This window comes from Pseudomonas sp. LBUM1643, from assembly GCF_059716215.1.
Genome location: NZ_CP166813.1, coordinates 5,097,959 through 5,124,519 on the forward strand (window position 1 = coordinate 5,097,959; position 26,561 = coordinate 5,124,519).

General features: G+C 57.4%; 27 protein-coding genes. 6 read left to right on the forward strand and 21 right to left on the reverse strand.

From position 1 onward, the window contains the following. Positions 1–37: 37 nt before the first annotated feature. From tolB to ACA063_RS23030, 13 genes are all read right to left on the reverse strand, one after another. Positions 38–1,318, reverse strand: a complete 1,281-nt coding sequence (tolB, locus tag ACA063_RS22970; RefSeq protein ID WP_497666572.1) for a Tol-Pal system beta propeller repeat protein TolB — start codon at positions 1,316–1,318, stop codon at positions 38–40. Between the two features lie 17 nt (positions 1,319–1,335). Continuing rightward, a complete protein-coding gene (tolA, locus tag ACA063_RS22975; protein WP_497663491.1) occupies positions 1,336–2,415 on the reverse strand; it encodes a cell envelope integrity protein TolA in 1,080 nt (359 codons plus the stop codon). Further along, a complete protein-coding gene (gene tolR, locus ACA063_RS22980) occupies positions 2,415–2,867 on the reverse strand; it encodes a protein TolR (RefSeq protein WP_162439884.1) in 453 nt (150 codons plus the stop codon). Before tolR ends, tolA begins: the two co-directional genes overlap by 1 nt. A 23-nt stretch (positions 2,868–2,890) precedes the next feature. Further along, positions 2,891–3,586, reverse strand: coding sequence for a protein TolQ (gene tolQ / locus ACA063_RS22985; RefSeq protein ID WP_017340467.1), 696 nt, complete (start codon positions 3,584–3,586; stop codon positions 2,891–2,893). Beyond that, on the reverse strand, positions 3,576–4,043 hold the full coding sequence (ybgC, locus tag ACA063_RS22990; protein WP_162439872.1) for a tol-pal system-associated acyl-CoA thioesterase: 468 nt from the start codon (positions 4,041–4,043) through the stop codon (positions 3,576–3,578). Before ybgC ends, tolQ begins: the two co-directional genes overlap by 11 nt. A 127-nt stretch (positions 4,044–4,170) precedes the next feature. Further along, on the reverse strand, positions 4,171–5,232 hold the full coding sequence (gene ruvB, locus ACA063_RS22995) for a Holliday junction branch migration DNA helicase RuvB (RefSeq protein ID WP_497663492.1): 1,062 nt from the start codon (positions 5,230–5,232) through the stop codon (positions 4,171–4,173). Beyond that, positions 5,233–5,850: a Holliday junction branch migration protein RuvA gene (gene ruvA, locus ACA063_RS23000; RefSeq protein WP_090187430.1), complete on the reverse strand. Its 618-nt coding sequence runs from the start codon at positions 5,848–5,850 to the stop codon at positions 5,233–5,235. 115 nt (positions 5,851–5,965) lie between these two features. Next, positions 5,966–6,490 carry a crossover junction endodeoxyribonuclease RuvC gene (gene ruvC, locus ACA063_RS23005; RefSeq protein ID WP_162439869.1) on the reverse strand — a complete coding sequence of 175 codons (525 nt, stop codon included), beginning with the start codon at positions 6,488–6,490 and terminating at the stop codon, positions 5,966–5,968. A gap of 154 nt (positions 6,491–6,644) precedes the next feature. After that, on the reverse strand, positions 6,645–7,391 hold the full coding sequence (locus tag ACA063_RS23010; protein ID WP_194692569.1) for a YebC/PmpR family DNA-binding transcriptional regulator: 747 nt from the start codon (positions 7,389–7,391) through the stop codon (positions 6,645–6,647). Positions 7,392–7,507: 116 nt separating this feature from the next. Further along, positions 7,508–9,283 (reverse strand): aspartate--tRNA ligase, encoded by a 1,776-nt coding sequence (aspS, locus tag ACA063_RS23015; RefSeq protein ID WP_162439867.1) that lies wholly within the window; start codon positions 9,281–9,283, stop codon positions 7,508–7,510. A gap of 109 nt (positions 9,284–9,392) precedes the next feature. After that, on the reverse strand, positions 9,393–9,614 hold the full coding sequence (locus tag ACA063_RS23020; protein WP_346624671.1) for an FmdB family zinc ribbon protein: 222 nt from the start codon (positions 9,612–9,614) through the stop codon (positions 9,393–9,395). A gap of 146 nt (positions 9,615–9,760) precedes the next feature. Then, a complete protein-coding gene (locus ACA063_RS23025) occupies positions 9,761–10,087 on the reverse strand; it encodes a ribbon-helix-helix domain-containing protein (RefSeq protein ID WP_497663493.1) in 327 nt (108 codons plus the stop codon). A 260-nt stretch (positions 10,088–10,347) separates the two neighbouring features. Then, positions 10,348–10,818, reverse strand: a complete 471-nt coding sequence (locus ACA063_RS23030; protein ID WP_162439865.1) for a Dps family protein — start codon at positions 10,816–10,818, stop codon at positions 10,348–10,350. A gap of 309 nt (positions 10,819–11,127) precedes the next feature. Between ACA063_RS23030 and ACA063_RS23035 the strand changes: the two genes are divergently transcribed. Next, positions 11,128–11,730, forward strand: coding sequence for a cold-shock protein (locus ACA063_RS23035; RefSeq protein WP_162439864.1), 603 nt, complete (start codon positions 11,128–11,130; stop codon positions 11,728–11,730). Between the two features lie 63 nt (positions 11,731–11,793). On the opposite strand, the gene ACA063_RS23040 is transcribed toward ACA063_RS23035, so the two are convergent. Next, positions 11,794–12,000 carry a SlyX family protein gene (locus tag ACA063_RS23040; RefSeq protein WP_194692570.1) on the reverse strand — a complete coding sequence of 69 codons (207 nt, stop codon included), beginning with the start codon at positions 11,998–12,000 and terminating at the stop codon, positions 11,794–11,796. A gap of 3 nt (positions 12,001–12,003) precedes the next feature. Further along, on the reverse strand, positions 12,004–12,429 hold the full coding sequence (locus ACA063_RS23045) for an HIT domain-containing protein (RefSeq protein WP_497666573.1): 426 nt from the start codon (positions 12,427–12,429) through the stop codon (positions 12,004–12,006). An 889-nt stretch (positions 12,430–13,318) separates the two neighbouring features. Here ACA063_RS23045 and ACA063_RS23050 point away from each other — a divergent pair. Next, complete coding sequence (locus tag ACA063_RS23050; RefSeq protein ID WP_497663494.1) at positions 13,319–14,647, forward strand: OprD family porin; 1,329 nt, start codon at positions 13,319–13,321, stop codon at positions 14,645–14,647. Positions 14,648–14,725: 78 nt separating this feature from the next. Here ACA063_RS23050 and ACA063_RS23055 read toward each other — a convergent pair whose 3' ends face one another. Beyond that, positions 14,726–15,568, reverse strand: coding sequence for a mechanosensitive ion channel family protein (locus ACA063_RS23055; RefSeq protein WP_497663495.1), 843 nt, complete (start codon positions 15,566–15,568; stop codon positions 14,726–14,728). Positions 15,569–15,701: 133 nt separating this feature from the next. Beyond that, positions 15,702–16,187, reverse strand: a complete 486-nt coding sequence (locus tag ACA063_RS23060) for a YajQ family cyclic di-GMP-binding protein (protein WP_007906601.1) — start codon at positions 16,185–16,187, stop codon at positions 15,702–15,704. A 133-nt stretch (positions 16,188–16,320) separates the two neighbouring features. Between ACA063_RS23060 and ACA063_RS23065 the strand changes: the two genes are divergently transcribed. Genes ACA063_RS23065 through ACA063_RS23075 form a run of 3 tightly spaced genes read left to right on the forward strand, consistent with a single transcriptional unit; the run spans position 16,321 to position 19,905 of the window. After that, the gene (locus ACA063_RS23065) at positions 16,321–17,238 is read left to right on the forward strand and encodes a putative 2-dehydropantoate 2-reductase (protein ID WP_497663496.1); all 918 of its coding nucleotides are present in this window, start codon (positions 16,321–16,323) and stop codon (positions 17,236–17,238) included. Positions 17,239–17,283: 45 nt separating this feature from the next. Then, complete coding sequence (locus ACA063_RS23070) at positions 17,284–19,320, forward strand: sensor histidine kinase (RefSeq protein WP_497663497.1); 2,037 nt, start codon at positions 17,284–17,286, stop codon at positions 19,318–19,320. Positions 19,321–19,323: 3 nt separating this feature from the next. Continuing rightward, positions 19,324–19,905, forward strand: a complete 582-nt coding sequence (locus ACA063_RS23075) for a cob(I)yrinic acid a,c-diamide adenosyltransferase (RefSeq protein WP_497663498.1) — start codon at positions 19,324–19,326, stop codon at positions 19,903–19,905. Positions 19,906–19,972: 67 nt separating this feature from the next. On the opposite strand, the gene ACA063_RS23080 is transcribed toward ACA063_RS23075, so the two are convergent. The 4 genes from ACA063_RS23080 to secA form a co-directional block, all read right to left on the reverse strand. After that, the gene (locus tag ACA063_RS23080) at positions 19,973–20,923 is read right to left on the reverse strand and encodes a Nudix family hydrolase (RefSeq protein WP_497663499.1); all 951 of its coding nucleotides are present in this window, start codon (positions 20,921–20,923) and stop codon (positions 19,973–19,975) included. Further along, positions 20,920–21,552 (reverse strand): glutathione S-transferase family protein, encoded by a 633-nt coding sequence (locus tag ACA063_RS23085; RefSeq protein ID WP_497663500.1) that lies wholly within the window; start codon positions 21,550–21,552, stop codon positions 20,920–20,922. Before ACA063_RS23085 ends, ACA063_RS23080 begins: the two co-directional genes overlap by 4 nt. A 147-nt stretch (positions 21,553–21,699) precedes the next feature. Further along, positions 21,700–22,917, reverse strand: a complete 1,218-nt coding sequence (gene argJ / locus ACA063_RS23090; RefSeq protein WP_497663501.1) for a bifunctional glutamate N-acetyltransferase/amino-acid acetyltransferase ArgJ — start codon at positions 22,915–22,917, stop codon at positions 21,700–21,702. 116 nt (positions 22,918–23,033) lie between these two features. Further along, complete coding sequence (gene secA, locus ACA063_RS23095) at positions 23,034–25,769, reverse strand: preprotein translocase subunit SecA (RefSeq protein WP_497663502.1); 2,736 nt, start codon at positions 25,767–25,769, stop codon at positions 23,034–23,036. Between the two features lie 307 nt (positions 25,770–26,076). Between secA and ACA063_RS23100 the strand changes: the two genes are divergently transcribed. Further along, positions 26,077–26,532, forward strand: coding sequence for a DUF721 domain-containing protein (locus tag ACA063_RS23100; RefSeq protein WP_497663503.1), 456 nt, complete (start codon positions 26,077–26,079; stop codon positions 26,530–26,532). Positions 26,533–26,561: the final 29 nt, after the last annotated feature.

Sequence of the window (26,561 nt, forward strand, 5' to 3'; positions counted from 1 at the left end):
GAACCCCAATGTGTTAAGTACAACGTGTAGCGCCGCGTCAGTTCAGGTAAGGGGACCAGGAAGGTTCTCTGACTTCGCCTTGTGCGGTAGGAAGCGGGAGCCTTACGCGTCCATTAATGGACACGAGCATCAAGACTCCCCGGCCCTGCTGGCGGGTGGCGTAGATTACCATGGTGCCGTTGGGCGCAACAGTAGGCGACTCGTCCAGAGTGCTATCAGTGAGGATCTTTACACTACCTCGCTGCAAATCCTGGGCCGCCACCTTGAAATTGGTGAAGCCTTCCTGGCGGTGAATCATCACCAGGGTCTTTTCGTCGGCCGACAGTTTAGGGTTGGCGTTGTAGTTACCAATGAAGGTCACACGCTCTGCACCACCGCCACCGGCGCTGGTTTTGTAGATCTGTGGCTTGCCGCCACGGTCGGAGGTGAAGTAGATGGTTGAACCATCTTTACCCCAGAACGGTTCGGTGTTGATGCCAGGACCGTTGGTGACACGCGTGATCTGACGCGAACCCAGGTTCATCACATAGATGTCCGGGTTACCGTCCTTCGACAGGACGAACGCCAGGCGATTGCCATCCGGCGACCAGGCTGGCGCGCCATTCAGGCCTTCGAAGTTGGTAATTTGCTCACGGCGACCGGTGTCGATGTTCTGCATGAAGATGCGCGGGCGCTTCTGCTCGAACGAAACATAAGCGATGCGTTTGCCATCCGGTGCGAAACGCGGCGACAGGATTGGCTCGCGCGATTGCAGCAGAGTTACGGCGCGGGCACCGTCATAGTCCGAACGTTGCAGCGTGTAGCGAGTGTTCTTCTCGGAGAAACGCTCGGCCGTCACGTACAACAGACGAGTCGAGAAAGCACCTTTGATACCGGTGAGTTTTTCGAACGACTGGTCAGCGATGTAGTGCGACATGTCACGCAGCTGATCAACGCTACCCGACACGCTACCGGTCAGCACTTGCTGCTCGGTGGCGACGTTGAACAGCGCGTACTGAACCTGCAGGCGACCGCCCGCAGGGGTAATGCTGCCGACCATGACGTACTGGGCACCCAGCGCCTTGAAGTCACGGTAGATGATTTCGCTGGCCTGACTTGGCTGGCTGATCATGTTCTGCTTGGGAATCGGCGAGTAGTAACCCGAGTTACGCAGGTCGTTACCGATGATTTCGGCCATATCGTCCGGCAGCACGCTGCCGCCCTGGTTGCCAAACGGCACGACTGCAATCGGGGTGGCCCGGTCACTGCCGCTGGTAACCAGAATGTTTTTTTCATCTGCTGCCGCCATACCTGCCATGCAGCAGATAACGACAAGCATTCCTCGAAGAAGGTTTCTCACAAGGCTAGATCCTCAGGTGTGAATGTCATCTTGAATGAACGATACGGAGCGAAATCGCTCGGCTTCATTCCCTGCATTTCTGTCAAACGACCAATATTTTTCACTGCCGCCACTGCCGAAGCGTCAAACGGACCATCGCCGCTGGATTTGCCGACACTGACCGAAGTCACCGTACCATCCGGCAACATGCCGATTTGAAGCACGACCGTCATGCCCTTGCGTGCTGAAGGTGGACGAGCCCAGCCTTCTGCTGCACGAGCACGAATCAAGTCATCGAAGCTGCCGGCGACTTCATCGCCCTGCTCATCCGCCAAGGCCTGCTGACGCTGAGGCGTGTCGGAAAGCAAATCTGCCAAGGCCTGAGCCTTTTTCTCTTCGGCGGATTTACGTGCTGCTTCCTGCGACTTTTTCTTCGCAGCATCGGCAGCAGCTTTCTTCTTCGCGTCTTCGGCGACTTTCTTCTTCGCGTCTTCAGCTTCAGATTTCTTCTTGGCGTCTTCCGCGGCTTTCTTCTTCGCGTCTTCGACGATCTTTTTCTTCGCTTCTTCAGCGGCCGCTTTCTTGGCCTCTTCTTCAGCAGCCTTCTTGGCTTCTTCTTCAGATTTCTTCTTGGCTATATCAGCCAATTGTTTCTCTTCTGCCTTTTTGGCTTCGGCGGTCTTCTTCGCTTCGTCGGCTTTCTTGGCTTCATCAGCCTTTTTAGCCTCTTCCGCTTTCTTGGTCTCGTCGGCCTTCTTGGATTCTTCGGCTTTTTGAGCCGCATCTTCCTTCTTTTGTTCCGCGGCTTTGATCGCTTCCTGTTCGATCTTCTTCTGTTCCATCTGTTCGACTTCGGTCTGGCGCGCAGCGGATTTCTTCGCCTCACCCGCAATCTTCTGATTGGTCTGGGTGGTTGCCTGACTTTTCGATTTCAGCTGGTACAAGGTCGCCTGGACGATCGGCCTGGCCGGCGGCAACTCCGGCGTCATGGCGAAACTGACAAACAACATGCCGAATACCAGCACGTGCAAGCCAATCGCCCAGACACTAGGCCAGAAGTAGCTTTCCGAGGCTGTCGGCTCTCGCTGTTGCTGCATCAGGGCGCCTCGGTAATCAAGCCAACGTTCCCGACCCCGGCTTTCTGGAGACCGCCCATGGCGCCCATGACCGATCCGTAATCGACGGTCTTGTCGCCTCGAATGAAGACCTGGGTGTGCTTGCCACCTTCAGTGCCGGTCCGAATGATCTTGGTCACGGCGTCAGTCATCTGCGGCAAGGTCATGGCCTTGTCCTGCTGCTTCTGGGTATCGACTTCGCTGCCAAGGTTCCAGTAATAGGTCTTGTCAGCCTTGATCGAAATGGTCAGGACCTGGGTGTTGTTGTCCTGCGGCAAGGCTTCGCTGGAAACCTTCGGCAGATCAACTTTCACGCCCTGATTGAGCATCGGCGCGGTCACCATGAAGATGACCAGCAGTACCAGCATCACGTCGATGTAAGGCACTACGTTCATCTCGGCGACCGGCTTGCGCTTTTTGCGAGCTCGAGCGATTAAAGCCATTGGAAATTACCTGCTTATTCTTCGCTGGTGTGCACTTTGCGGTGCAGGATCGCCTGGAATTCATCGGCGAAGGTGTAGTAGCGGCTGATCAGCGTTTCGCTGCGGGCAGCAAAACGGTTGTAGGCGATAACGGCAGGGATCGCGGCGAACAGGCCGATTGCGGTAGCAATCAGTGCCTCGGCAATACCCGGTGCCACAGTGGCCAGGGTTGCCTGCTGCGCGGTGGCCAGGCCACGGAAGGAGTTCATGATGCCCCAAACCGTACCGAACAGACCGATGTACGGGCTGACGGAACCGACGGTCGCCAGGAAAGGCAGGCTTTGTTCAAGCTTTTCTTCTTCGCGGGAAATGGCAACGCGCATGGCGCGGGCCACGCCTTCCATGACCGCTTCAGGATCAACGCCTGGCTGCTGACGCAGACGGGAGAACTCCTTGAAGCCGGCACGGAAGATCTGCTCCACACCCGAATCCGGGTCAGGATTGCTGCCGGCCTGACGGTAGAGTTTGGACAGGTCGATACCCGACCAGAAGCGCTCTTCAAAGCTCTCCAGGGCACGTCGACCCGCGCGCAGCAAGTTGCTGCGCTGAAAGATCATGATCCATGAGGTCACCGATGCGGCTACCAGGATCAGCATTACCAGTTGCACCACGATACTGGCATTGCTGACCAGGCTCCACATGGAGGAATGGTCGACGACGTTAGCTTCCACGCTTTATCTCCTGCTTTGAGTGTGTACCCGCGCCGCTCACGTCGGCAAAGGCCGCACGTAGAGCTTCGGGAATGGCCCGGGGTTTCAAACTGTCAGTGCGCACACAGGCCACCAAAAACTGCCCTTCACAGAGCAGCGCATTATCCGTTGTCCGCCTGACCTGCTGCTTGAAACGCAGGCTGACCCGGTTCAATTCGATTACTTCAGCACTTACCAGAAGCTCGTCGTCCAGTCGCGCCGGCGCGTGGTAGCGCGCTTCGCTGGAATGCACGACGAATAACAGGTCCTCCCCTGCCAGCTGGGATTGGGCAAAGCCCAGCTCCCGGAGCCGCTCGGTTCGAGCCCGTTCCATAAACTTGAGGTAATTAACGTAATACACGATGCCTCCCGCATCGGTGTCCTCGTAATAAACGCGACAACGATGTGCGAAAGGCTCAAGCCCGTTTTGCGCGCGCATACTCTAGTGCTTACTCCTCAGGTTGCCAATCCGGCCAGGCAACTGTTTTTCAATGTTCTGCGGCTTTCTCGCGAAAGCACGGTCCTAGGACAGCGCAAACCTCGAATTGATCAGCCCGCAGAGGTGATTAATCGTCTACGGCATCGAGGGATTCGTCTACTACGGGCATCTCGCCCATTCGTGACGGGATGTTTAAACCAAAATGCAGGTACGCATGCCGCGTAACCACCCGCCCCCGGGGTGTCCGCATGATATAGCCTTGCTGAATCAGGTACGGCTCCAGCACATCTTCAATGGTGTGGCGCTCTTCGCTGATCGCGGCTGCCAGGCTATCCACCCCGACCGGGCCACCGTCGAATTTCTCGATCATGGTCAACAACAGACGTCGATCCTGATGATCAAAGCCACGCTCGTCGACATCCAGCAGGTTCAAGGCCAGGTCGGCGATCGGCTTGGTGATATGGCCCTTGGCACGCACTTCAGCGAAGTCACGCACCCGACGCAACAAGCGGTTGGCGATTCGTGGAGTACCACGGGCCCGACGGGCGATTTCAAAGGCGCCCTCCGGATCAAGCGGCAAGCCAAGGATGCTCGCTGAACGGCTGACAATCGTTGCCAGGTCCGCGGTGCTGTAGAACTCAAGGCGCTGCACGATCCCGAAACGATCCCGCAACGGGTTGGTCAGCATGCCGGCGCGAGTCGTCGCACCCACCAGGGTGAAGGGTGGCAGATCAAGCTTGATCGATCGCGCAGCCGGTCCCTCGCCGATCATGATGTCCAGCTGGAAATCTTCCATGGCCGGGTACAGCACTTCCTCGACGATCGGCGACAGCCGATGGATTTCGTCGATAAACAGCACGTCATGAGGTTCTAGATTGGTCAATAACGCCGCCAGATCACCCGGACGCTCCAGCACCGGACCCGAGGTGCTTTTGATCGACACCCCCATTTCCTGGGCGATGATGTTGGCCAAGGTTGTTTTACCCAGCCCCGGCGGACCAAAAATCAATGTGTGGTCCAGGGATTCGTTACGCCCACGAGCAGCCTGGATAAACAATTCCATTTGCTCGCGAACCGTCGGTTGACCGATGTACTCGGCCAGGCTGACAGGACGAATTGCCCGGTCCTGGACTTCCTCGCGATCACGAGGGCCCGGCGCGGCGGTAATCAGACGATCAGCTTCAATCACTTAGATCATTCCCTTCAGGGCACGACGAATCATGTCTTCACTGCTCAAGCCTTTCTCCTTGATCGCGGAAATCGCCTTGCTGGCTTCCTGCGGCTTGTAACCCAGGGAGATCAGCGCGCTGACTGCATCATTTTCTGCCGTCGCGACCGGCGCCGGTGCATCCGGACCACCCGGCTGATTGGGCACCAGTGCGAACATCGCCGGCACGGTTTCCCATGCCTTGAAGCGGTCCTTGAGCTCTACCAGCAAACGCTCGGCGGTTTTCTTCCCGACGCCGGGCACCTTGGTCAGGGCCGAAGTGTCCTGGGATTGCACGCAACGCACGAGCTCATCGACTTCCAGACTCGACATCAATGCCAGGGCCAGTTTCGGCCCCACACCATTGAGACGGATCAACTCGCGAAAAAAGTCTCGCTCACGCTTGCCATAGAAACCATAGAGTAACTGCGCGTCTTCGCGCACGACCAAATGGGTGTGCAAGGTCAGCGGTTCACCGACCGACGGCAAGCGGTAAAGCGTGGTCATAGGCACTTCCAGCTCATACCCCAGACCATTTACATCCAGAATCAGGTGCGGCGGCTGTTTCTCAGCCAGGGTGCCGCGCAAGCGTCCAATCACGTTTCAGATCCTTGAGCGTTTGCCAGAGCGGTGCTGGCGACTGACAGAACAAGGGTTTCGTACCGGCAACACAGGCACAAAAACCCTCATTCCCTAAAAATGATTGCTGATGCTATCAGAGACGCAGGCGACCGCCACGACTGCGTGCGGCACCCAGGCCATGCGGCAGCAGACTGGACCGGGTATGAGCGTGACAAATCGCAATGGCCAAGGCATCAGAGGCGTCTATTTGCGGCTTGCTGGTCAATTTCAGCATATGCATGACCATCATCTGCACCTGCTCTTTATTCGCAGAGCCTGTCCCTGTTACCGCCTGCTTGACCTGAGTTGCCGTGTATTCGGCGATTTCCAGGCTTTCCTCAGCGCCGGCCACAATGGCGGCGCCGCGAGCCTGGCCAAGTTTCAGCGCTGAATCAGCGTTGCGGGCCATAAAGACTTTTTCGATACCCATTGTTACAGGGCCATAGGTCTGAATGACTTCACGAACGCCGCGATAAACGATTTGCAGACGCTCATGCAATTCCCCCGAACCGGTACGAATGCAACCCGACGCCACGTACACACAGCCACGCCCGGTATCGCGCACCACGCCATAACCGGTAATGCGCGAACCGGGGTCGATACCAAGAATTAAAGTCATAACGCCTGCAGAAAGAGATCGCGGTGGCTTGAGAATAACCGTGTAGGAGCTGCCGAAGGCTGCGATCTATTAATAAAAAGCCAAAATCAAAAAATCGCAGGCTTCGCCAGCTCCTACAGGGGCCAAGTGAAGGCTGCGATCTTTAATAAATGCATCATCCGAGCTGAGCGGCAACCGACTCCGGTATATCCGCATTGGAGTAGACGTTCTGCACGTCATCCAGGTCTTCAAGCATGTCGATCAGCTTGAGGACCTTCTCGGCGCCCTCCAGGTCCAGCTCGGCACTGGTGGTCGGCAGCATGACGATTTCCGCATCATCACCTTTGAAACCGGCCGCCTCCAACGCGTTACGCACGGAATAGAAACCGGCGAATGAGGTGAACACGTCGATGGAACCGTCTTCGTGGGTGACCACGTCATCGGCATCCGCTTCCATGGCGGCTTCGATCAGCGCGTCTTCGTCGACACCCGGTGCGAAGGAGATCTGTCCTTTGCGTTCGAACAGATAAGCAACCGAACCGTCAGTTCCCAGATTGCCGCCGCACTTGCTGAAGGCATGACGAACGGCTGCAGCAGTGCGATTACGGTTGTCGGTCATGCATTCGACCATTACCGCCACGCCGCCAGGGCCGTAACCTTCGTAGGTCAACTCGACCATGTCGTCAGTGTCGGCAGCGCCCGCACCGCGAGCCACTGCACGATCAATGATGTCGCGGCTCATGTTCGCACCAAGCGCCTTGTCCAGCGCCAGACGCAGACGCGGATTGGAACCCGGATCGCCGCCACCCTGACGGGCTGCAACGGTCAGCTCACGAATCCACTTGGTGAAAATCTTGCCCTTCTTGGCATCCTGACGTTCTTTGCGGTGCTTGATGTTCGCCCACTTGGAATGACCCGCCATAACTCGCTCCGAATTCTCTTTGAAACATTGCCCGCCACGCGAATCGTCGGCCAGCAAAAAAAAATCTCGACCTAAAGAAAAGGCGCACCCCGAAGGATGCGCCTTTACGGTCAGCGTTACTCTGCTTTAGGCGTTTCGCGCAGACGAATGTGCAGTTCGCGCAATGCCTTGGCATCTACCACACCCGGTGCCTGAGTCATGACGCAAGCCGCACTCTGGGTTTTCGGGAAGGCAATGACTTCACGGATCGACTGGGCGCCGGTCATCAGCATGACCAGACGGTCCAGGCCGAAAGCCAGACCACCGTGGGGTGGCGCGCCGTATTTCAAAGCATCGAGGAGGAAGCCGAACTTCTCTTCCTGCTCCGCTTCGCTGATACCCAGCAGACGGAACACCGACTGTTGCATTTCCTTGCGGTGGATACGGATCGAACCGCCACCCAGCTCGGTACCGTTCAATACCATGTCGTAGGCACGAGACAGAGCGGTCGCCGGGTTGGCTTCCAGTTCTTCCGGCGTGCATTTCGGCGCGGTGAACGGGTGGTGCAAGGCGGTGAAGCTGCCGTCGTCGTTCTCTTCGAACATAGGGAAGTCGACAACCCACATCGGCGCCCACTCGCAGGTCAGCAGGTTCAGATCGTTACCGACCTTGATCCTCAGCGCGCCCAGGGCCTCGCTGACAATCTTGGCCTTGTCGGCACCGAAGAACACGATGTCGCCATCTACCGCGCCAACGCGATCAAGGATCACATTGAGGTTGGCTTCAGGGATGTTCTTGACGATCGGCGATTGCAGACCCTCGACACCCTTCGCGCGCTCGTTGACCTTGATGTACGCCAGGCCCTTGGCACCGTAGATGCCGACGAACTTGGTGTAATCGTCGATCTTGCTGCGCGGCATGCTCGCACCGCCTGGAACGCGGAGAGCGGCGATGCGGCTTTTCGGATCGTTGGCCGGTCCGCTGAAGACCTTGAAGTCGACTTCTTTAAGCTGGTCGGCAACGTCAACCAGTTCCAGCGGGTTACGCAGGTCTGGCTTGTCGGAACCGTAACGGCGCATGGCCTCGTCCCAGGTCATGTGCGGGAAGTCGCCGAAGTCCAGATCCAGCACTTCCTTGAACAGGTTGCGGATCATGCCTTCGGTGAGGCCCATGATGTCTTTTTCATCGAGGAAGCTGGTTTCGATGTCGATCTGAGTGAACTCAGGCTGACGGTCGGCACGCAGGTCTTCGTCGCGGAAGCATTTGGCGATCTGGTAGTAACGGTCGAAGCCGGCCACCATCAACAGTTGCTTGAACAGTTGTGGCGACTGCGGCAATGCGAAGAACGAACCCGCGTGGGTACGGCTCGGCACCAGGTAGTCACGAGCGCCTTCTGGTGTGGCACGGGTCAGGATCGGCGTTTCGACGTCGAGGAAGCCGTTCTCGTCGAGGTAGCGACGGATGCTGGTGGTCATGCGCGAACGCAGACGCAGCTTCTCGAGCATTTCCGGACGACGCAGGTCGATGAAGCGATAGCGCAGACGAGTCTCTTCGCCGACATCCGAGAACTCGTTGAGCGGGAACGGCGGGGTTTCCGCTTCGTTCAGGACTTCGAGTTCGTAGCCCAGCACTTCGATCATGCCCGAAGCCATGTTGGCGTTGCCGGCACCGGCCGGACGCAGACGCACCTTACCAGTGACCTTGACCACGTACTCGCTGCGCACGCGATCGGCGGCGGCGAAGGTTTCTGCGCGATCCGGGTCGAACACCACCTGGGCCAGACCGTCACGATCACGGATATCGAGGAAAATCACCCCACCGTGGTCACGGCGACGGTGAACCCATCCGCAAAGGGTAATTTCCTGGCCTTCCAGGCTTTCGTTCAGTTGGCCGCAATAATGGCTGCGCATCATGGTAGTGGTTTCACTTCTCGTAATTCGAAATTCGGTTGGAGGCCTTGTGTGCATCGGTCTGCCGATGATGCAAGAACTCGCTCGTGTCGTTCAACTCAGGTTCCAGACCTTAGTCAGCTTTGTCGCCGCCAGCCAGATTCTTCTTGGAACCGGTCTTGAAATCGGTTTCGTACCAGCCGGTACCGCTAAGGCGGAAGCCTGGCATGGACAGCATCTTTTTTAGCTCTGGCGCCTGGCAGGCAGGGCAGTCGATCAGCGGTGCTGCGCTGATCTTTTGAATGGCTTCCAACTGATGACCACAGGAAGCACATTGATAGTCGTACATCGGCATGGGGTTGTCTCGGCGATCAGATTGCTACCGCATACGCAGGGTTTTGCGGAAAAGTGCGGGATTATATCCATTAAATGCAGCCAGTGCAGCCGTAAGACTGCACAGACCGACACTCTGCCACTTTTAGCGCACTTGCCCAGTCAGGGTCACGCGCGCCCTTCCTTCAAGCTATGTACAACGCAGACAACCCGGACCAGCCCGCTGAAATTCTTCACCCCTCCATGGCGCAAATGCACTTCGCGATCCACGTGGGACAACAACGCACTGATCGAACATCGATTGGCCCTGGCCATTTCGCCCAGAATATCCCAGTAAACCTGCTCCAGCCGCAAACAGGTCGCAAAGCCATTTAAACGAACAGACCGTGATAATGGCTGGGCAAGCCCCATATCGAATTCACTGACAAACGGATCGATCCCGATACCTTTGAGTGGATCGAACCTCCCCTCTTTGCCTCTGACAACACTATCCATACTGTTGACACTCCTTTGTCATCCCGCCACTTGCAAGAGCAATGCAGGCTCTTATCAAAGCGCAGGCGCAAAGGTATATCCAGATGACTTTATGACCGTCGACGTAGGATAAGCCTGCAACTGACAGGCGATCTCGGAGCGGGTCTTGCTGAAGACGTTTTCCTACATACTTGGGCAAAAGATCATTCAGCCCGAAGGGAAAAGGATGGCATCGCGCGGACGACATCGACCAGACGTCATCCGCGCTCGTATCTTCTTTATTACTGATCCAGCAATGAGCGCAACATCCACGCGGTTTTCTCGTGGACCTGCATACGCTGGGTCAACAGATCAGCCGTTGGCTCGTCGCTGACCTTGTCGAGCAATGGGAAAATACCGCGAGCCGTGCGAGTGACAGCTTCCTGCCCCTCGACCAACTGCCGGATCATGTCCTCAGCCTTGGGAACGCCCTCTTCTTCCTTAATGGAAGACAGACGCGCATAAATGGAATAGGCGCCCGGCGCCGGAAATCCCAGCGCGCGAATGCGCTCGGCAATCGAATCGACGGCCAGCGCCAACTCATTGTATTGCTCTTCGAACATCAGGTGCAGGGTCCGAAACATGGGCCCGGTGACATTCCAATGGAAGTTATGGGTCTTCAAATAAAGCACATAAGTGTCCGACAACAGACGCGAAAGTCCGTCGACGATCGACTTGCGATCTTCTTCGCTGATACCAATATCGATTGCCATGCGTTTCCCCTAAAGGTGATGAAAATTCATCCAACAGGTGCAGGACCACTCTAGCAAGCCTGTCGCCACACCGCAGCAACGGATGCCCTTGGGGCGTGCGACAAATCGACCGCCCAGTGCCGCTGGACTCCCTGATTTGAGTAGCTACGGGCTTTGCTGTTAAATAGGCAGTGTGTCGCTAGCGCCTATTTTTCCGGGCACTGCGCATAGGCTGATATCGGGAACGTGCCCAACGCCTCTTATTGTTCTGAAGCGAACCGTGCTCCATCAGCTCTTCCTTGTGATCCGTCTTAACGTGAGTTAATCAAAATGTTGAAAATCGTCCACCTGCTAATGGGCGCAGCAGCCTTGCTGCTGTCCTTCATCCCTAGCCTGCAAGCCGAAGCTGTTCCTTACCTGCAACACCAAGATGCGCTGTACCTGGCCTTTTTCGGCCTGCTTAATCTGACCCTCGCTCCTGTCATTCCTTACTGGAACAAAGGCACGCGTCATCAATTGCAAAACCTCGTCAGCGCCTTGCTGGTTCTGGCTGTCGTCTTGCAAACCCTGACGTTGTTCGCGCCAATGCCTGTCATTGCCGGCCAGCCTGCCGTTCTGTTCAGCCTGATCGCTGCCGTCATCGCCGTTCTGCTGCACCTGGCGATCAGCTTCTACAAATCTTCACCGGCTGCCGCCTCGCCAAGCTATGACATGACCAACCGCGATACCGGCACCGTCAAGTGGTTCAACACGTCCAAAGGCTTCGGCTTTATTTCCCGTGATTCCGGCGATGACATCTTTGTGCATTTCCGGGCTATTCGTGGCGAAGGTCACCGCGTACTGGTTGAAGGCCAGCGCGTGGAGTTCTCCGTCATGAATCGTGACAAGGGCCTGCAAGCCGAAGACGTGATCGCTGCTCTGCCGCGACGCTGATCCAAGGCTAAAAAAAACCGCGAGCAGCCAGGCTGATCGCGGTTTTTTATTGCCTGCGGTTTATCAATAGTGCGGAGGTGGCGCCTCTTCTTCGGACGAATCGAAGTGACCCGCCATTTCCTCCTGGCGCCTGAGCAAGGCGGCCATCTGCAACTGCAAGCGCTCAACCACGCGCTGTTGTGCTACCAGCACATCATTCAACGCCTGAATGGTGTCATCCTGAAACGCCAGTCGGCTTTCGAGATCGTTGACGCGTTCTTCCAGGCTCATGATTCAACCCTCCAGAAACGTGAAGTCATCAGCCAACACCAGCTGCAGTCGCTCGCGAATGGTCGCAACCTGCTCCTCACTATAAGGAATGGCAGGGTGCTTGCCCCACACCGGCGCCGGCCATGCAGCATCTTCGCGCTTGCGCACGATGACATGCATGTGCAACTGACTGACCACGTTACCCAACGCCGCGACATTCAACTTATCGGCGTCGAACGAATCCTTGAGCACCTCCGAAAGCGCTGTCGTTTCCTGCCAAAGCTGCTGTTGATCGGCGACATCCAATTGAAATATCTCGCTGATATCGTTGCGGCGCGGCACCAGAATGAACCATGGGTAGTTGGAATCGTTGGACAGCAGCAGCCGGCAAAGCGGGAAATCCCCGATCGGTAACGTGTCTTGTTGAAGTCGTGGATCTAAAGCGAACACTGCGCGCACTCCCGGCTGGTCATCAGTTTTCAGCTTAGCGTCCGCCTCCAGAGACGACGCGCCAAGCGACAGGACGGCAGCATACCCGCGAACGCCGCCCGCTTCACGATGATCGACAATTCGCCGGACGCATGCTCCGACATAGAACATTTTTGCCCAGAGCGCACCACTACAGAACCAACGACTTTAAAAAAACCTCGGAAATGACTGAAATACAACGATGTGTTCGCGACAGCTTGACGGGCTTGCTGTATGAATTCAGCACAGCGATTGAAATTTATTGCACCAAAATCGCACAGTGCGTCTACGCTGATGCGTCGGGCATCCGCCGTTTACTCACTGACGGGGTGAACCGGTAACGTTTTGGGTTGTCACGCCGCCGACCATCAGGCTAGAACACGATGCCAATGATGGCGTCAAGCCCTGAAAAAAGGCGCTGAACCCCCCGGCTTTATGAGGTTTTTACAGCTGAAGAAGGTGTTTCTGAAAAAAACAGCGGCGTAACCCTGATTTGTGCACGCTTGTTGCATTCACACCCACATAGCTTTTGGCGCCTCCACCGGATGTGGCAGCCTGAAGGCAAATAAAAACAGTGGCAGGGTTGCCCAATGGAGATTCACACGTTTTACCAGGGACTCTTTTTAACGATGCTCAGGCCCTGGAAAACAACGAAGAAGTTGTCAGTCCGCTTGCGTCGGGGCTGTAAATTTGCGACATCGACCTCGCTATTTGCGACATGCTCGTAAAGATGCTGAAAGGTTAGATGGGCAAGTATCGCCAACATGGTCGGCGTGATATAAGTTTGCGCCGACACAAAAAGAAAGAGCCGCCCAGATAATAAAACAGGTGGGACGGCAGTACTCTTATAAAACCAAAGGAGCAAATCACGATGCGCGTGATGAAGTGGAGCATGATCGCACTGGCAGTTGCAGCAGCAGCCAGCACTCAAATGGCTACGGCCGCACCTTTCGTAGGCGACCAGGCCGAAGCCAAAGGTTTTGTTGAAGACAGCACTTTCAACGTGCTGCTCCGCAACTACTACTTCAACCGTAACAAGAAAGACGGCGCAGTCGATGACAAAGACTGGACCCAAGGTTTCCACGGCGTATTCAGCTCTGGTTACACCCAAGGTACTGTCGGTGTTGGTGTTGATGCTTTCGGTTACCTCGCTATCAAACTGGACGGCTCCGACAAGTACTCGGGTTCGGGCAACCTGAGCACTAACGCTGCTGGCGAAAACAATGACAGCCAAGGCAAAGCCGGCGCTGCTCTGAAAGTTCGCATCTCCAAGACCGAGTTGAAAGCCGGCGACATGCAACCAAGCACTGCACCAGTGTTTGCTGTTGGTGGCTCCCGTATCCTTCCGCAAACTGCCAGCGGTTTCCAACTGCAGAGCAGCGAGATCAAAGATCTTGACCTCGAAGCCGGTCACTTCTACTCGGCGACCAGCCAGGACAAAAACGGCCGTGACGGCGGTCTGTGGGCCAACTACGCTGGTGTTGAAGCCGACACCATCAACTACGGTGGTGCGAAATACGGCATCAACGAAAACTTGAGCGTGTCGCTGTATGGTGCCCAGCTCGAAGATATCTGGAACCAGTACTACGCCAACGCCAACTACACCATCCCTATGGGTGGCGATCAGTCGGTGAATTTGGACGGTAACATCTACCGCACGGACGATTCCGGTAGCGCTGAAGCAGGCGCCATCAGCAACACCGCGTTCTCGCTGGCAGCTGCTTTCTCGTTCCTGAAAGCACACACCCTCACCGTTGGCTTCCAGAAAATCAACGGCGATACTCCGTTCGACTACGTCGGCGTGGGTAAAAACAACCGTGGTGGCGACTCGATCTTCCTCGCCAACTCCATCCAGTACTCTGACTTCAACGGTCCTGGCGAGAAATCCGCACAAGTACGTTACGATCTGAAAATGGCCGAATATGGCGTTCCTGGTCTGAGCTTCATGACTCGTTACGTTAAAGGTTGGGACATCGATGGTTCGAACGCTCCAACTAATGGCGCTTACGCTGGCCTGTACGGTGAAGATGGCAAGCACCACGAAACCAACGTTGAAGCCAAGTACGTAGTACAGAATGGCCCAGCGAAAGATCTGTCGTTCCGTATCCGTCAAGCATGGCACCGCGCCAACGCTGACCAAGGTGAAGGCAGCATCGATGAGTTCCGTCTGATCGTCGACTACCCGCTGTCGATCTTGTAATCGAAAGCTGTTAGTTCGCGGTAACCAAAAAAAGGCCCATCTTCGGATGGGCCTTTTTTATTGTTTACGGCTTTAAAGTTATTGCACCGCAGATTCCTGGACCACGCGAATGACCCGCTGTGGAAACGGAATATCGATACCCGCGGTTTTCAAACGATCACGGGACTGTTCGTTGAACATGAACATCACGTCCCAGTAATCTGCTGTTTTAACCCAAACACGCAGGGAAACAGTAATCGAACTATCGCCCAGTGTAGAAATGACGGCTTGCGGAGCCGGCTCTGCCAAAATACGTTCGTCCTTGGCCAGATCCAGCAATACCTCCCGGGCTTTCTGCAAATCCGCCTCATAATCCACGCCCACATCAAAGACGACTTTGCGAGTCGGTTGACGGTTAGTGTTGGTGATAATGCCGTTAGACAGATTTCCGTTCGGGACAATGATGGTTTTGTTGTCGCCGGTACGCAACACGGTGTGGAAGATCTGGATGCTATCAACTGTACCTGCAACACCCTGAGCTTCGATCCAGTCACCAATACGGAACGGGCGGAACAACAGAATCAGCACGCCGCCAGCGAAGTTTGCAAGACTGCCCTGCAACGCCAGACCGATGGCCAGACCCGCGGCACCGATGGCCGCAACGAATGATGTGGTTTCGACACCGATCATCGACGCCACGCTGACGATCAGCAATACCTTGAGAATGATGTTCGCCAGGCTGCTGATAAAGCCTTGAAGGGCCAGGTCGGCATTACGCAGCGCCAGCAGGGCACCGAGCTTTTGCGTGACCTTATTGATCAGCCACCAACCGATGGCCAGGGTAATGATCGCCAGCAGCACACGGCTACCGTATTCCATCATCATCGGAATCCAGGCCTGGGACGCCTTGACCAGGTTGTCCACTTCAGCATTCAAATCCATCGTTACACTCCTGATTTCCGGCTACCCGGCACACGAAAAATGAGCGGCAGAAAGACCGAACCCATGGGGCTCAATCGTTTCTGCCGTTGCTTGGGCCTCGGACGCCGAAAACGCCGAGAGGTTCCCGCCCCCGTCAGTCGCGGAAGTTGTTGAACTGCAGCGGCATGTCGAAGGTTTTGGCGCGCAGGGCCGCAATGGCTTCCTGCAGGTCGTCACGTTTCTTGCCAGTGATACGCACTTGCTCGCCTTGAATGGCGGCCTGGACCTTGAGCTTGGCGTCCTTGACGTGAGCAACGATTTTCTTCGCCAGCTCTTTGTCGATGCCTTCCTTGAGCACAGCTTCCTGCTTCATCAGCTTGCCCGATGCGTAAGCGTCCTTGACCTCAAGGCACTGCACATCGATCTTGCGCTTGACCAGCGCCAGCTTGAGGATCTCAATCATAGCTTCGAGCTGGAAATCGGCCTCGGCAGTCAGGTTGACAGTCAGGTCCTTTTCCTTGAACTCGAAGGTGCCTTTGCCTTTAAGGTCATAACGGCGATCGAGTTCCTTGACGGCGTTTTCGACCGCGTTGGTGACTTCGTGTTTGTCCAGTTCGGATACCACGTCGAACGACGGCATGTAATCTCTCCAATAAAAGGCGTACCGATGGAGTACGCCTGGCTTGCGGTTAAAATCCGCGCTGATTATAACGGGTCTTTCCCATCATTCACTGCGAGCCGCCGATGCACGCCTCAATCCGAGCAAAAAGCTGATGTCCACCACCTGGCATGTTCTGGGCGCCGGAAGTCTTGGCACATTGTGGGCTACACGCCTGGCACGTGCCGGGTTACCGGTCAGGTTGATTGTGCGGGACGCTGTGCGTTTGCAGGCTTACGAAGCGGCCGGCGGGCTGACACTGGTCGAACACGGTGAAGCACACTGCTATCCGGTACCGGCGCAGACACCTGACAACAGCGAACCGATTGCCCGCCTGCTGGTGGCCTGCAAAGCCTACGATGCCGAGAACGCTGTCGCCCAGCTTGTACCCCGAATGGTCCCTGGTGCGGAGATGATCCTTTTGCAGAATGGCCTGGGCAGCCAGGACGCCGTCGCCGCACAGGCCCCACAGGCGCGCTGCATCTTCGCTTCAAGCACCGAAGGCGCCTTTCGCGATGGCGACTGGCGCGTGGTGTTCGCCGGCCATGGTTACACCTGGCTGGGGGATGCGAGTCATCCGGTGGCGCCGTTCTGGCTTGATGATGTCATCGCCGCGGGCATTCCACATGAATGGAGTACCGATATCCTGACCCGACTGTGGCGAAAACTGGCGCTCAACTGTGCGATCAATCCGCTGACGGTGCTGCACGATTGCCGCAACGGCGGCCTTCAGGACCATCATTGCGAAGTCGCTACCCTCTGTGGCGAACTGACCGAGCTGCTTGAACGTTGCGGCCAGCCCGCCGCTGCCGAGGAACTGCAGCAGGAAGTAGAGCGCGTCATTCATGCCACCGCAGCCAACTACTCTTCGATGTATCAGGATGTCAGCAATCGGCGGCGCACCGAAATCAGTTACCTGCTGGGCTACGCCTGTAAAGTCGCCGCCCGGCATCAATTGAACCTGCCGCACCTCAATCAGCTGGAGTCACGGTTGATCGCCCATCTGCACACCCTTGGATTGCCCAGCGACTGAGCAGCGGCTACGCTGCCCACTTGTTCCTTTTCAGCGACGAACCTGATGCCATTGCGCCAGCGCCTCGAAAACCTCCCGGTCGGCCAGAAACTGCTGGCCGCCCTGCTGGTGCTATTGACCACTGTCCTGCTGGTCGCCAACCTGACCTTTATCAGCGCCGCGTATTACATCTCGCAGGAAAGTATGGCACCCCAGGCGTTGCAGACCATCGGGCGGCTGGTGTCCAACCCGAGCCTGGTGTCCGAGGCCTTGCAGTCGCCGGAAAGCGCCGAACGCCTGCTCAACGAACTCAACAGCTATTCACCGTTGCGCGCGGCGGCGCTGTACGACGGCAAGGGCGAACGACTCGCGCAACTTCAACATGGCGAAAAGCTCAAGCTGCCGGAGCGCTACCAGCACATCGAGTCCTGGCAAGCGACTGAATTTCGCAGCAATCAACTGATCACCCTGCCCCGCCCCGGCACTGCTCCCGGCCATTTGCTCCTGGTTGCCAGCAGCGAATTACCGGTGGCCTTCTACACCGGCACTCTGACGGCCAGTCTCGGCATTCTGATATTCAGCGTGCTGTTGTGGCTGGTGATCGCCCGACAGATCAAACGCCTGATTACCCAGCCCATCCATCAACTCGAAGAATTGTCCCGACAGGTCACCCGCGAAGAGAACTATGCCCTGCGCGCGTCCCGGGGCAACCATGATGAAATCGGCAGCCTCGCCGAGGCGTTCAATACCATGCTCTCGCGAATCGAAGCCCGCGAGCAGCAACTCAAGCGCGCCCGGGACGACTCCCAGGCAGCCTATGACCAGGCCCAGGGTCTGGCCGAAGAAACCCGTCACACCAACCGCAAGCTGGAACTCGAAGTCCAGGTGCGCAGCAAGATCGAAAAGAAACTCACGGGCTTCCAGAACTACCTCAACAGCATCATCGACTCCATGCCGTCGGCGCTGATCGCACTGGACGAGCAGCTCTACGTGACGCAATGGAATCAGGAAGCCAGCGCCCTGTCCGGCACGCGCCTCGATGAAGCGTTGAATCAGCCGATATTCCTTGCGTTCGAACCCCTCAAGCCGTTTCTGCCGCAACTCAAGCAAACGGTCGAACAGCACACAGTGGCCAAGATCGAGCGTGTGACCTGGTTCAAGGACGACGAGCCCAAGCATTACGCGTTGACGTTTTATCCATTGATGGGCGGGGCCGGACGCGGCGTGGTGATCCGCATCGATGACATCACCCAACGCCTGTCGCTCGAAGAAATGATGGTGCAGTCGGAAAAAATGCTTTCCGTAGGTGGTCTGGCGGCCGGCATGGCCCACGAGATCAACAACCCGCTGGGTGCCATCCTGCATAACGTGCAGAACATTCGCCGACGCCTGTCCTCGGAGCTGCCAAAAAACCTCGAACAGGCTGAACTCATGGGTATTGAGCTGGAGACCGTTAACCAATACCTGATCGCGCGCGAAGTCCCACAGCTGCTCGACGGTATCCAGCAGGCGGGCGCTCGCGCGGCGAAGATTGTGACGCACATGCTCAGTTTCAGCCGTCGCAGCACCCGCCAAATGGCCCCCTGCGATCTACCGGCACTGATTGATCAGGCAGTGGAAATTGCGGGTAACGATTTCGACCTGGCGATCGGTTTCGATTTCAAAGGCCAGGCCATCGTTCGCCAGTTCGATCCGCAACTCGGCCCGGTGCCTGGCACCGCCAACGAACTGGAACAGGTATTACTCAACCTGCTGAAGAACGCCGCACAGGCCATTCACCAGCGCGAGGATGACCGTGAGCCCGGGCGAATTATCCTGCGTACCAGGTTGAACCCGCCCTGGGCGGAAATCCAGGTGGAGGACAATGGTATCGGTATGAGCGAGAACGTCCGCAAGCGCACCTTCGAGCCGTTTTTCACCACCAAGGAAATCGGTCAGGGCACCGGCCTTGGCCTGTCCGTTTCCTATTTCATTATCACCAACAACCACAAGGGCCAGATGGAAGTGCAATCGACCCTGGGCCAAGGCACGTGTTTCACACTACGCCTTCCCCTGGCGGGCACTCCGCTGGTCTCTCAAGAACTCAATCAGCTATCGAGGTAACCCATGGGCTTTCGCTTGTCGAAGATTTACACCCGCACCGGCGACAAAGGCGAAACCGGGCTGGGTGACGGCCGCCGCGTCCCCAAGGATCACCCGCGCATCGAGGCGATTGGCGAGGTTGATACGCTGAACAGCCAGGTCGGTGTGCTGTTGGCGGGTCTGGCGGCAGAAAGTGACCGTTATCCGGGCTTGAACGAAGTGATCGACGTGTTGGCACCTTGTCAGCACCGCCTGTTCGATCTGGGTGGCGAGCTGGCGATGCCGGTGTATCAAGCACTGAACGCGGCTGAAATCGAACGCCTGGAAGCGGCCATCGATCTCTGGAACGAGGAGCTGGGACCGCTGGAGAATTTTATCCTGCCGGGCGGCTCGGCGCTGATCGCCCAGGCCCATGTGTGCAGAAGCCTGGCACGCAGTGCGGAGCGCCGATGCCAGCATTTGAATGCGATTGAACCGTTGGCCGGGGTTGGGTTGGCCTACATCAATCGGTTATCGGATGTGCTGTTTGTGGTGGCGCGCTTGATTGCCAAGCGCCAGGGCGTTACCGAGATCTTGTGGCAGGCGGCGGCGAAGCCGGAGGTCTAGTCCAAGTCCCTAGCGCCCTCATCCCGGGCAAGCCTTGCTCAAGGCTTGCCCGGGATGAGGCCAGTCGCTACACCAAAGAATCAGGCCAGAATGCCCGAATCCCCGCCACACCTTGCGCCCCTGCTTCCCAAGCCTTCTGCCGTTCAGCCGGGCCAACACCGCCCAACAGGAACACCGGCTTGCTGAACCCCTCGATCAACGTGGCAGCCTGCTGCCAACCCAACGGCTGAGCATCCGGATGCGTCTGGGTCGGCTGTACCGGTGACAACGTCACAAAATCCACGCCCATCTGCTCGGCCAGTGCCAGCTCTTCAGCGTTGTGGCAAGACGCAGCCAACCAGCGCGATGCCGGCAACGGTCGGCCCGCCGCCGCGTGTTTGCGCAATTGTGCCGAAGTGATGTGCCACCCGGCTGACGGAAAATCACCCAGCCATTCGAACGGTCCCTTGATCATCAACTGCGCCTTGCCGGCACACAAACCTGCTGCGTCCACCGCCAGATCGCGGTACTTCGGATCATAGCCGTTGGGCGCCCGCAGCTGAATCAGCTTGATGCCGCCCGCAATTGCTTTCTGAATACCGCGCAGCAGGGCCGGGGTTTCCAGGTCTTCGGGGGTGATCAAGTATTCGGCAGGCAAACGCGCGGCTGCGACGATTGGCTGATTGGCGGCCGGAAACTCGTAATCCAGCAGATCACGGGGTGCGACCCAGGCCAGCGGTTGGCCTTCGGCGCCGTGAGGCTCGCCGCTAAACGCCGACACCTCCCAGACATCCAGCAACACTTGCTTGTCCGGGTAATCGTGCCGGACCTTGATCAGCGGACGCGCAGCGTTGACCACGATGCCCAACTCCTCCTGAAGCTCCCGCGCCAGGGCGATTTCAACAGATTCGTCGGTCTCGACCTTGCCACCGGGAAACTCCCAAAGGCCACCCTGATGCTGGGTGTCCGCACGACGAGCGATGAGGATCTTGCCGCTGCCGTCACGAATAACCGCTGCAGCTACATGAACACGTTTCACTGCCCAACCTCCTCCAGACCTGCTTTCTGCCAAGCCTTAAATGCCGGCCATTGGTAGATCGTTTCGACGTAAGCCTCGTCAACCGCCGGCAACTTCACCTGATAGGTGCGCAGACGAACGGCGATCGGCGCGAAAAAGGCGTCGGCTATTGTCGCATCACCAAACAGAAACGCACCTGTTTCGGTCGCAGCGTTACGGCACTCGGCCCACAACGCCAGCATGCGCTCAGTGTCTGCCTGAACGTCCGCTGGTACCGGCGACAGCGGTGCATCGCGAGACAGGTCGAACGGCATGTTGCCGCGCATGGCGAAGAACCCGGCGTGCATCTGCGCGCAGGCCGAACGCGCCTGGGCACGGGCGGCGGTGTCTTTGGGCCACAGATTGGCATCGGGGAACTGTTCAGCCAGGTATTCAGCAATGGCCATGGAGTCAGCGATGGTGCCGTGCTCGGTTTTCAACAGAGGGACTTTGCCGGTCGGCGAGTGCTTGAGCAGACGTTCGCGAGTATCGGGCTGGTTCAGCTTGATCAGTTCTTCGGTGTAGGAAGCGCCGGCCAGTTCGAGAGCCAATGCGCCGCGCAGGGACCAGGAGGAAAGCAGTTTGTCGCCGATGATCAGGTGCAGGCTCATGTTGGTGACCTTCTGATAAGGGTATGGGCCAGAATATGCAGCGTCTGGTCGTCCGTCATCGCGGGCAAGCCCGCTCCCACAGAGTTCAGTGGAAATCCTGTGGGAGCGAGCTTGCTCGCGATGGCCGCGACTCGATCGAACGAATGATTAAGTACGGTACTCAGCGTTGATCTTGACGTACTCGTGGGACAGGTCGGTGGTCCAGATGGTTTCGCTGCAATCGCCGCGACCCAGCTCGATGCGGATGGTGATTTCTTCCTGCTGCATCACCGCCGATCCCTGGGCTTCGGTGTAAGTCGACGCGCGGGCGCCATGGCTGGCGATACACACTTCACCGAGGAACACGTCGATCTTGCTCACGTCCAGGTCTGGCACACCCGCACGGCCAACAGCGGCCAGGATGCGGCCCCAGTTTGGATCAGAGGCAAACAGAGCCGTCTTGATCAGCGGCGAGTGTGCCACGGTGTAACCAACGTCCAGGCATTCCTGATGATTGCCGCCGCCATTGACTTCAACGGTCACGAACTTGGTCGCGCCTTCACCGTCACGGACGATGGCTTGAGCGACGTCCATGCACACTTCGAACACGGCTTGCTTCAATTTGGCGAACAACTCACCTTCGGCCCGGGTGATTTCCGGCAGTGCTGCCTGACCGGTTGCGATCAGCATGCAGCAGTCGTTGGTCGACGTGTCACCGTCGATGGTGATGCGGTTGAACGACTTGTTGGCGCCGTCCAGCAACAGGTTTTGCAGCACATCGCGGGAGACTTTGGCATCGGTGGCAATGTAGCCCAGCATGGTCGCCATGTTCGGGCGAATCATACCGGCGCCTTTGCTGATGCCGGTGACGGTGACGGTGACGCCGTCATGCTGGAACTGGCGGCTGGCGCCTTTTGGCAGTGTGTCAGTGGTCATGATGCCGGTGGCGGCAGCTTCCCAGTTGTTCACCGACAGGTCATCGAGAGCAGCTTGCAACGCGCCTTCAATCTTCTCGACGGGCAGCGGCTCACCGATCACGCCCGTGGAGTACGGCAGCACCAGGCTGGCATCGACACCGGTCAGCTCTGCCAGTTTGGCGCAGGTGCGCTCGGCGGCGGCCAGGCCAGGTTCGCCGGTACCGGCGTTGGCATTGCCCGTGTTGGTCAACAGATAACGCACAGGGCCTTGCACGCGTTGCTTGGCCAGAATCACCGGGGCGGCGCAAAAAGCGTTCAGCGTAAACACGCCTGCCACTGTCGAACCTTCGGCGCAACGCATGACCACGACGTCTTTGCGCCCGGGGCGCTTGATGCCAGCCGATGCAATGCCGAGTTCAAAACCGGCAACCGGGTGCAACGTTGGCAAAGGACCAAGACCAACAGCCATGAATGCGCTCCTTAAAAAGTAGTCATCACCGTCACAGGACGGCGGTGTTAAATGGCAAAACGCCGCGACGGCATAAGCCGGTCGCGGCGCGGGTATTTCAGCGTATGAAACGGGTTTTACTGGATCTGCCCGTGGCAATGCTTGAATTTCTTGCCCGAACCGCAGTAGCACAGTTCGTTTCGACCCAGCTTCTGCTCGTTGCGTACCGGCGCAGCGGCAAGGGCCACATCGACCTCTTCACCAAGCAGTTCCGGTTGCTCAAGACCAGGCGCTTCGTCGTGCTGGAACTGCATGCGTGCCGCCAGTGCTTCGGCTTCCTGACGCAGGCGTTGCTCTTCTTCGATCGGATCTTCGCGACGAACCTGAACGTGCGACAGCACACGAATAGAGTCGCGCTTGATCGAATCCAGCAACTCGGAGAACAGCGTGAACGACTCGCGCTTGTACTCTTGCTTCGGGTTCTTCTGGGCGTAGCCACGCAAGTGGATACCGTGACGCAGGTGATCCATGGTCGACAGGTGGTCTTTCCACAGGTCATCCAGTACGCGCAGCACGATTTGCTTCTCGAAGGTGCGCAGCGCATCGGCGCCCGCCTGGTCTTCTTTCTCGTGGTACGCCGCAATCAGCTCGTTCATCAGCTTCTCGCGCAGTGTCTCTTCGTACAGATGATCGTCTTCGTCGAGCCATTGCTGAATCGGCAACGCCACACCGAAGTCGCTCTGCAACGACGCTTCCAGACCGGCCACATCCCACTGCTCAGGCAGCGATTGCGGTGGAATGTGCGCGCTGACGGTAGCGTTGAGCACGTCCTGACGGAAGTCAGCGATGGTTTCACCGATGTTGTCAGCGGCCAGCAACGTGTTACGCATGTGATAGATCACTTTACGTTGTTCGTTGTTGACGTCGTCGAACTCAAGCAGCTGCTTACGAATGTCGAAGTTACGGCCTTCAACCTTGCGCTGAGCCTTTTCGATGGCGTTGGTCACCATGCGGTGCTCAATCGCTTCGCCAGGCTGCATGCCCAGGGCTTTCATGAAGTTCTTCACCCGATCAGAGGCGAAGATGCGCATCAGGCTGTCTTCCAGCGACAGGTAGAAACGGCTGGAACCGGCGTCACCCTGACGACCCGCACGACCACGCAGCTGGTTGTCGATACGGCGCGATTCGTGACGCTCGGACGCGATCACCTGCAAGCCACCCGACTCGAGCACCTGCTGGTGACGTTTCTGCCAGTCGGCCTTGATCTGGGCAATTTGCTCAGGCGTCGGGTCTTCCAGCGAAGCCACTTCCACTTCCCAGTTGCCGCCCAACAGGATGTCGGTGCCGCGACCGGCCATGTTGGTGGCGATGGTCAGTGCACCTGGACGACCGGCCTGGGCAATGATTTCGGCTTCTTTTTCGTGGAACTTGGCGTTGAGAACCTTGTGTTCGATGCCTTCCTTGTTGAGCAGATTGGACATGTGCTCGGAAGTTTCGATGGTCGCAGTACCTACCAGCACCGGACGGCCCTGGGTCATGCATTCCTTGATGTCGGTGATGATCGCCGCGTATTTCTCTTCGGCGGTCAGGAACACCAGGTCGTTGTAGTCTTTACGCGCCAGCGGCCTGTTTGGCGGAATAACCATCACCGACAAGCCGTAGATCTGATGGAACTCGAACGCTTCGGTGTCTGCAGTACCGGTCATGCCGGACAGCTTGTTGTACAGACGGAAGTAGTTCTGGAACGTAGTCGAGGCCAGGGTCTGGCTCTCGGCCTGGATGTTCAGTTCTTCCTTGGCTTCGATGGCCTGGTGCAGGCCTTCGGACAAACGACGGCCCGGCATGGTACGACCGGTGTGTTCGTCGACCAGGACGACCTGACCGTCCTGCACGATGTATTCGATGTTGCGATGGAACAGCTTGTGCGCACGCAGACCGGCATATACGTGGGTCAGCAGGCCCAGGTTATGTGCCGAGTACAGGCTCTCGCCTTCAGCCAGCAGACCGACGCGGGTGAGCATGTCTTCGATGAACTGGTGACCGGCTTCGTTGAGCTCCACCTGACGAGTCTTCTCGTCGACGGTGTAGTGACCCGCCTTGGTGACTTCGCCTTCAACTTCCTCGACGTGCAACTCCAGCTGCGGGATCAGTTTGTTGATCTCGACGTACATCTTGGAGCTGTCCTCGGCCTGACCGGAGATGATCAGCGGGGTACGCGCTTCGTCGATGAGGATGGAGTCGACTTCGTCGATCACGGCAAAATTGAGTTCGCGCTGGAATTTTTCTTCCATGCTGAACGCCATGTTGTCGCGCAGGTAGTCGAAGCCGAATTCGTTGTTGGTGCCGTAGGTAATGTCAGCGGCGTAGGCCAGGCGTTTTTCTTCCGGCGGCTGGAACGGCGTGACAACACCGACCGTCAGGCCGAGGAATTCGTAGAGCGGACGCATCCAGTTGGCGTCGCGACGTGCCAGGTAGTCGTTCACTGTCACTACGTGCACGCCCTTGCCGGACAGCGCGTTGAGGTAAACGCCCAGTGTTGCCACCAGGGTCTTGCCTTCACCGGTACGCATTTCCGCGATCATGCCTTCATGCAAGGTCATGCCGCCGATCAGCTGGACATCGAAGTGGCGCATACCCATGACACGCTTACCGGCTTCGCGGGCGACCGCAAAGGCTTCCGGCAGCAACTTGTCGAGGGTTTCCCCTTTGGCGATGCGGGCCTTGAACTCGTCTGTCTTGGCACGCAACTGATCGTCCGAAAGGGCCACCATTTGCTCTTCGAAGGCATTGACGAATTGCACCGTCTTGAGCATGCGTTTGACTTCACGCTCGTTCTTGCTTCCAAAAAGTTTCTTTAACAAAGGCGCAAACATATCGGCAGGATCTTCCACACTAAAGGGATGGAGGGCGGCCCCGTGAGTCGCCCGAGCAGCCCTCATGGCCGCATGCGAACGAGCATTCTACCCGGAAACGATGGTGAGGAAAGTGGCGTTGTTCCACGATGCTGGCACAGCGTTGTAACGGGGCTCACTTAAAATAAGGGCTTTTTGCTGAACTTCAAGTCATTCACGGCAGAAGTTACTTGTTGATTTAATGGGTAAAGCGCTCGCAAAGCAATGGATCGGGTCAATCGGGTGCTTTCTGCTAACATGGCGGCTCTGTTACTTCAGGTGTCTGATCATGGCATTTCGCCCTCTTACGGCCAGAGCACCCGCCGTCCTGCTTCGCGAAGCCAAACCGCTGAAAGCCATCTTCGGCCACGCTCAACGCCTGGGCCATCTCCAGCGTCTGCTGGAAAGCCAATTGCAACCGGCTGCCCGTGAGCATTGCCACGTGGCTTCATGGCGCGAAGGCAGCCTGTTGCTGATCGTCACCGACGGCCACTGGGCGACTCGCCTGCGCTATCAACAAAAACGCCTGCAACGGCAATTGCAGCTGTTCGATGAGTTTGCCAGCCTGACACGCATCCTGTTCAAGGTGCAGCCACCGACTGTCCAGCAAGGGGCGGCAGGGCATACCATCAGCCTATCGGTTGACGCCGGCGCGACCATCCAGGCGACGGCCGATGGCATTACCGACCCAAACCTGCGGGCTGCGCTCGAGCGCCTGGCGGCGCACGCCAAACCCAAGGATTGAAAGCAAGATCAAAGGATCGTCCGACGGCT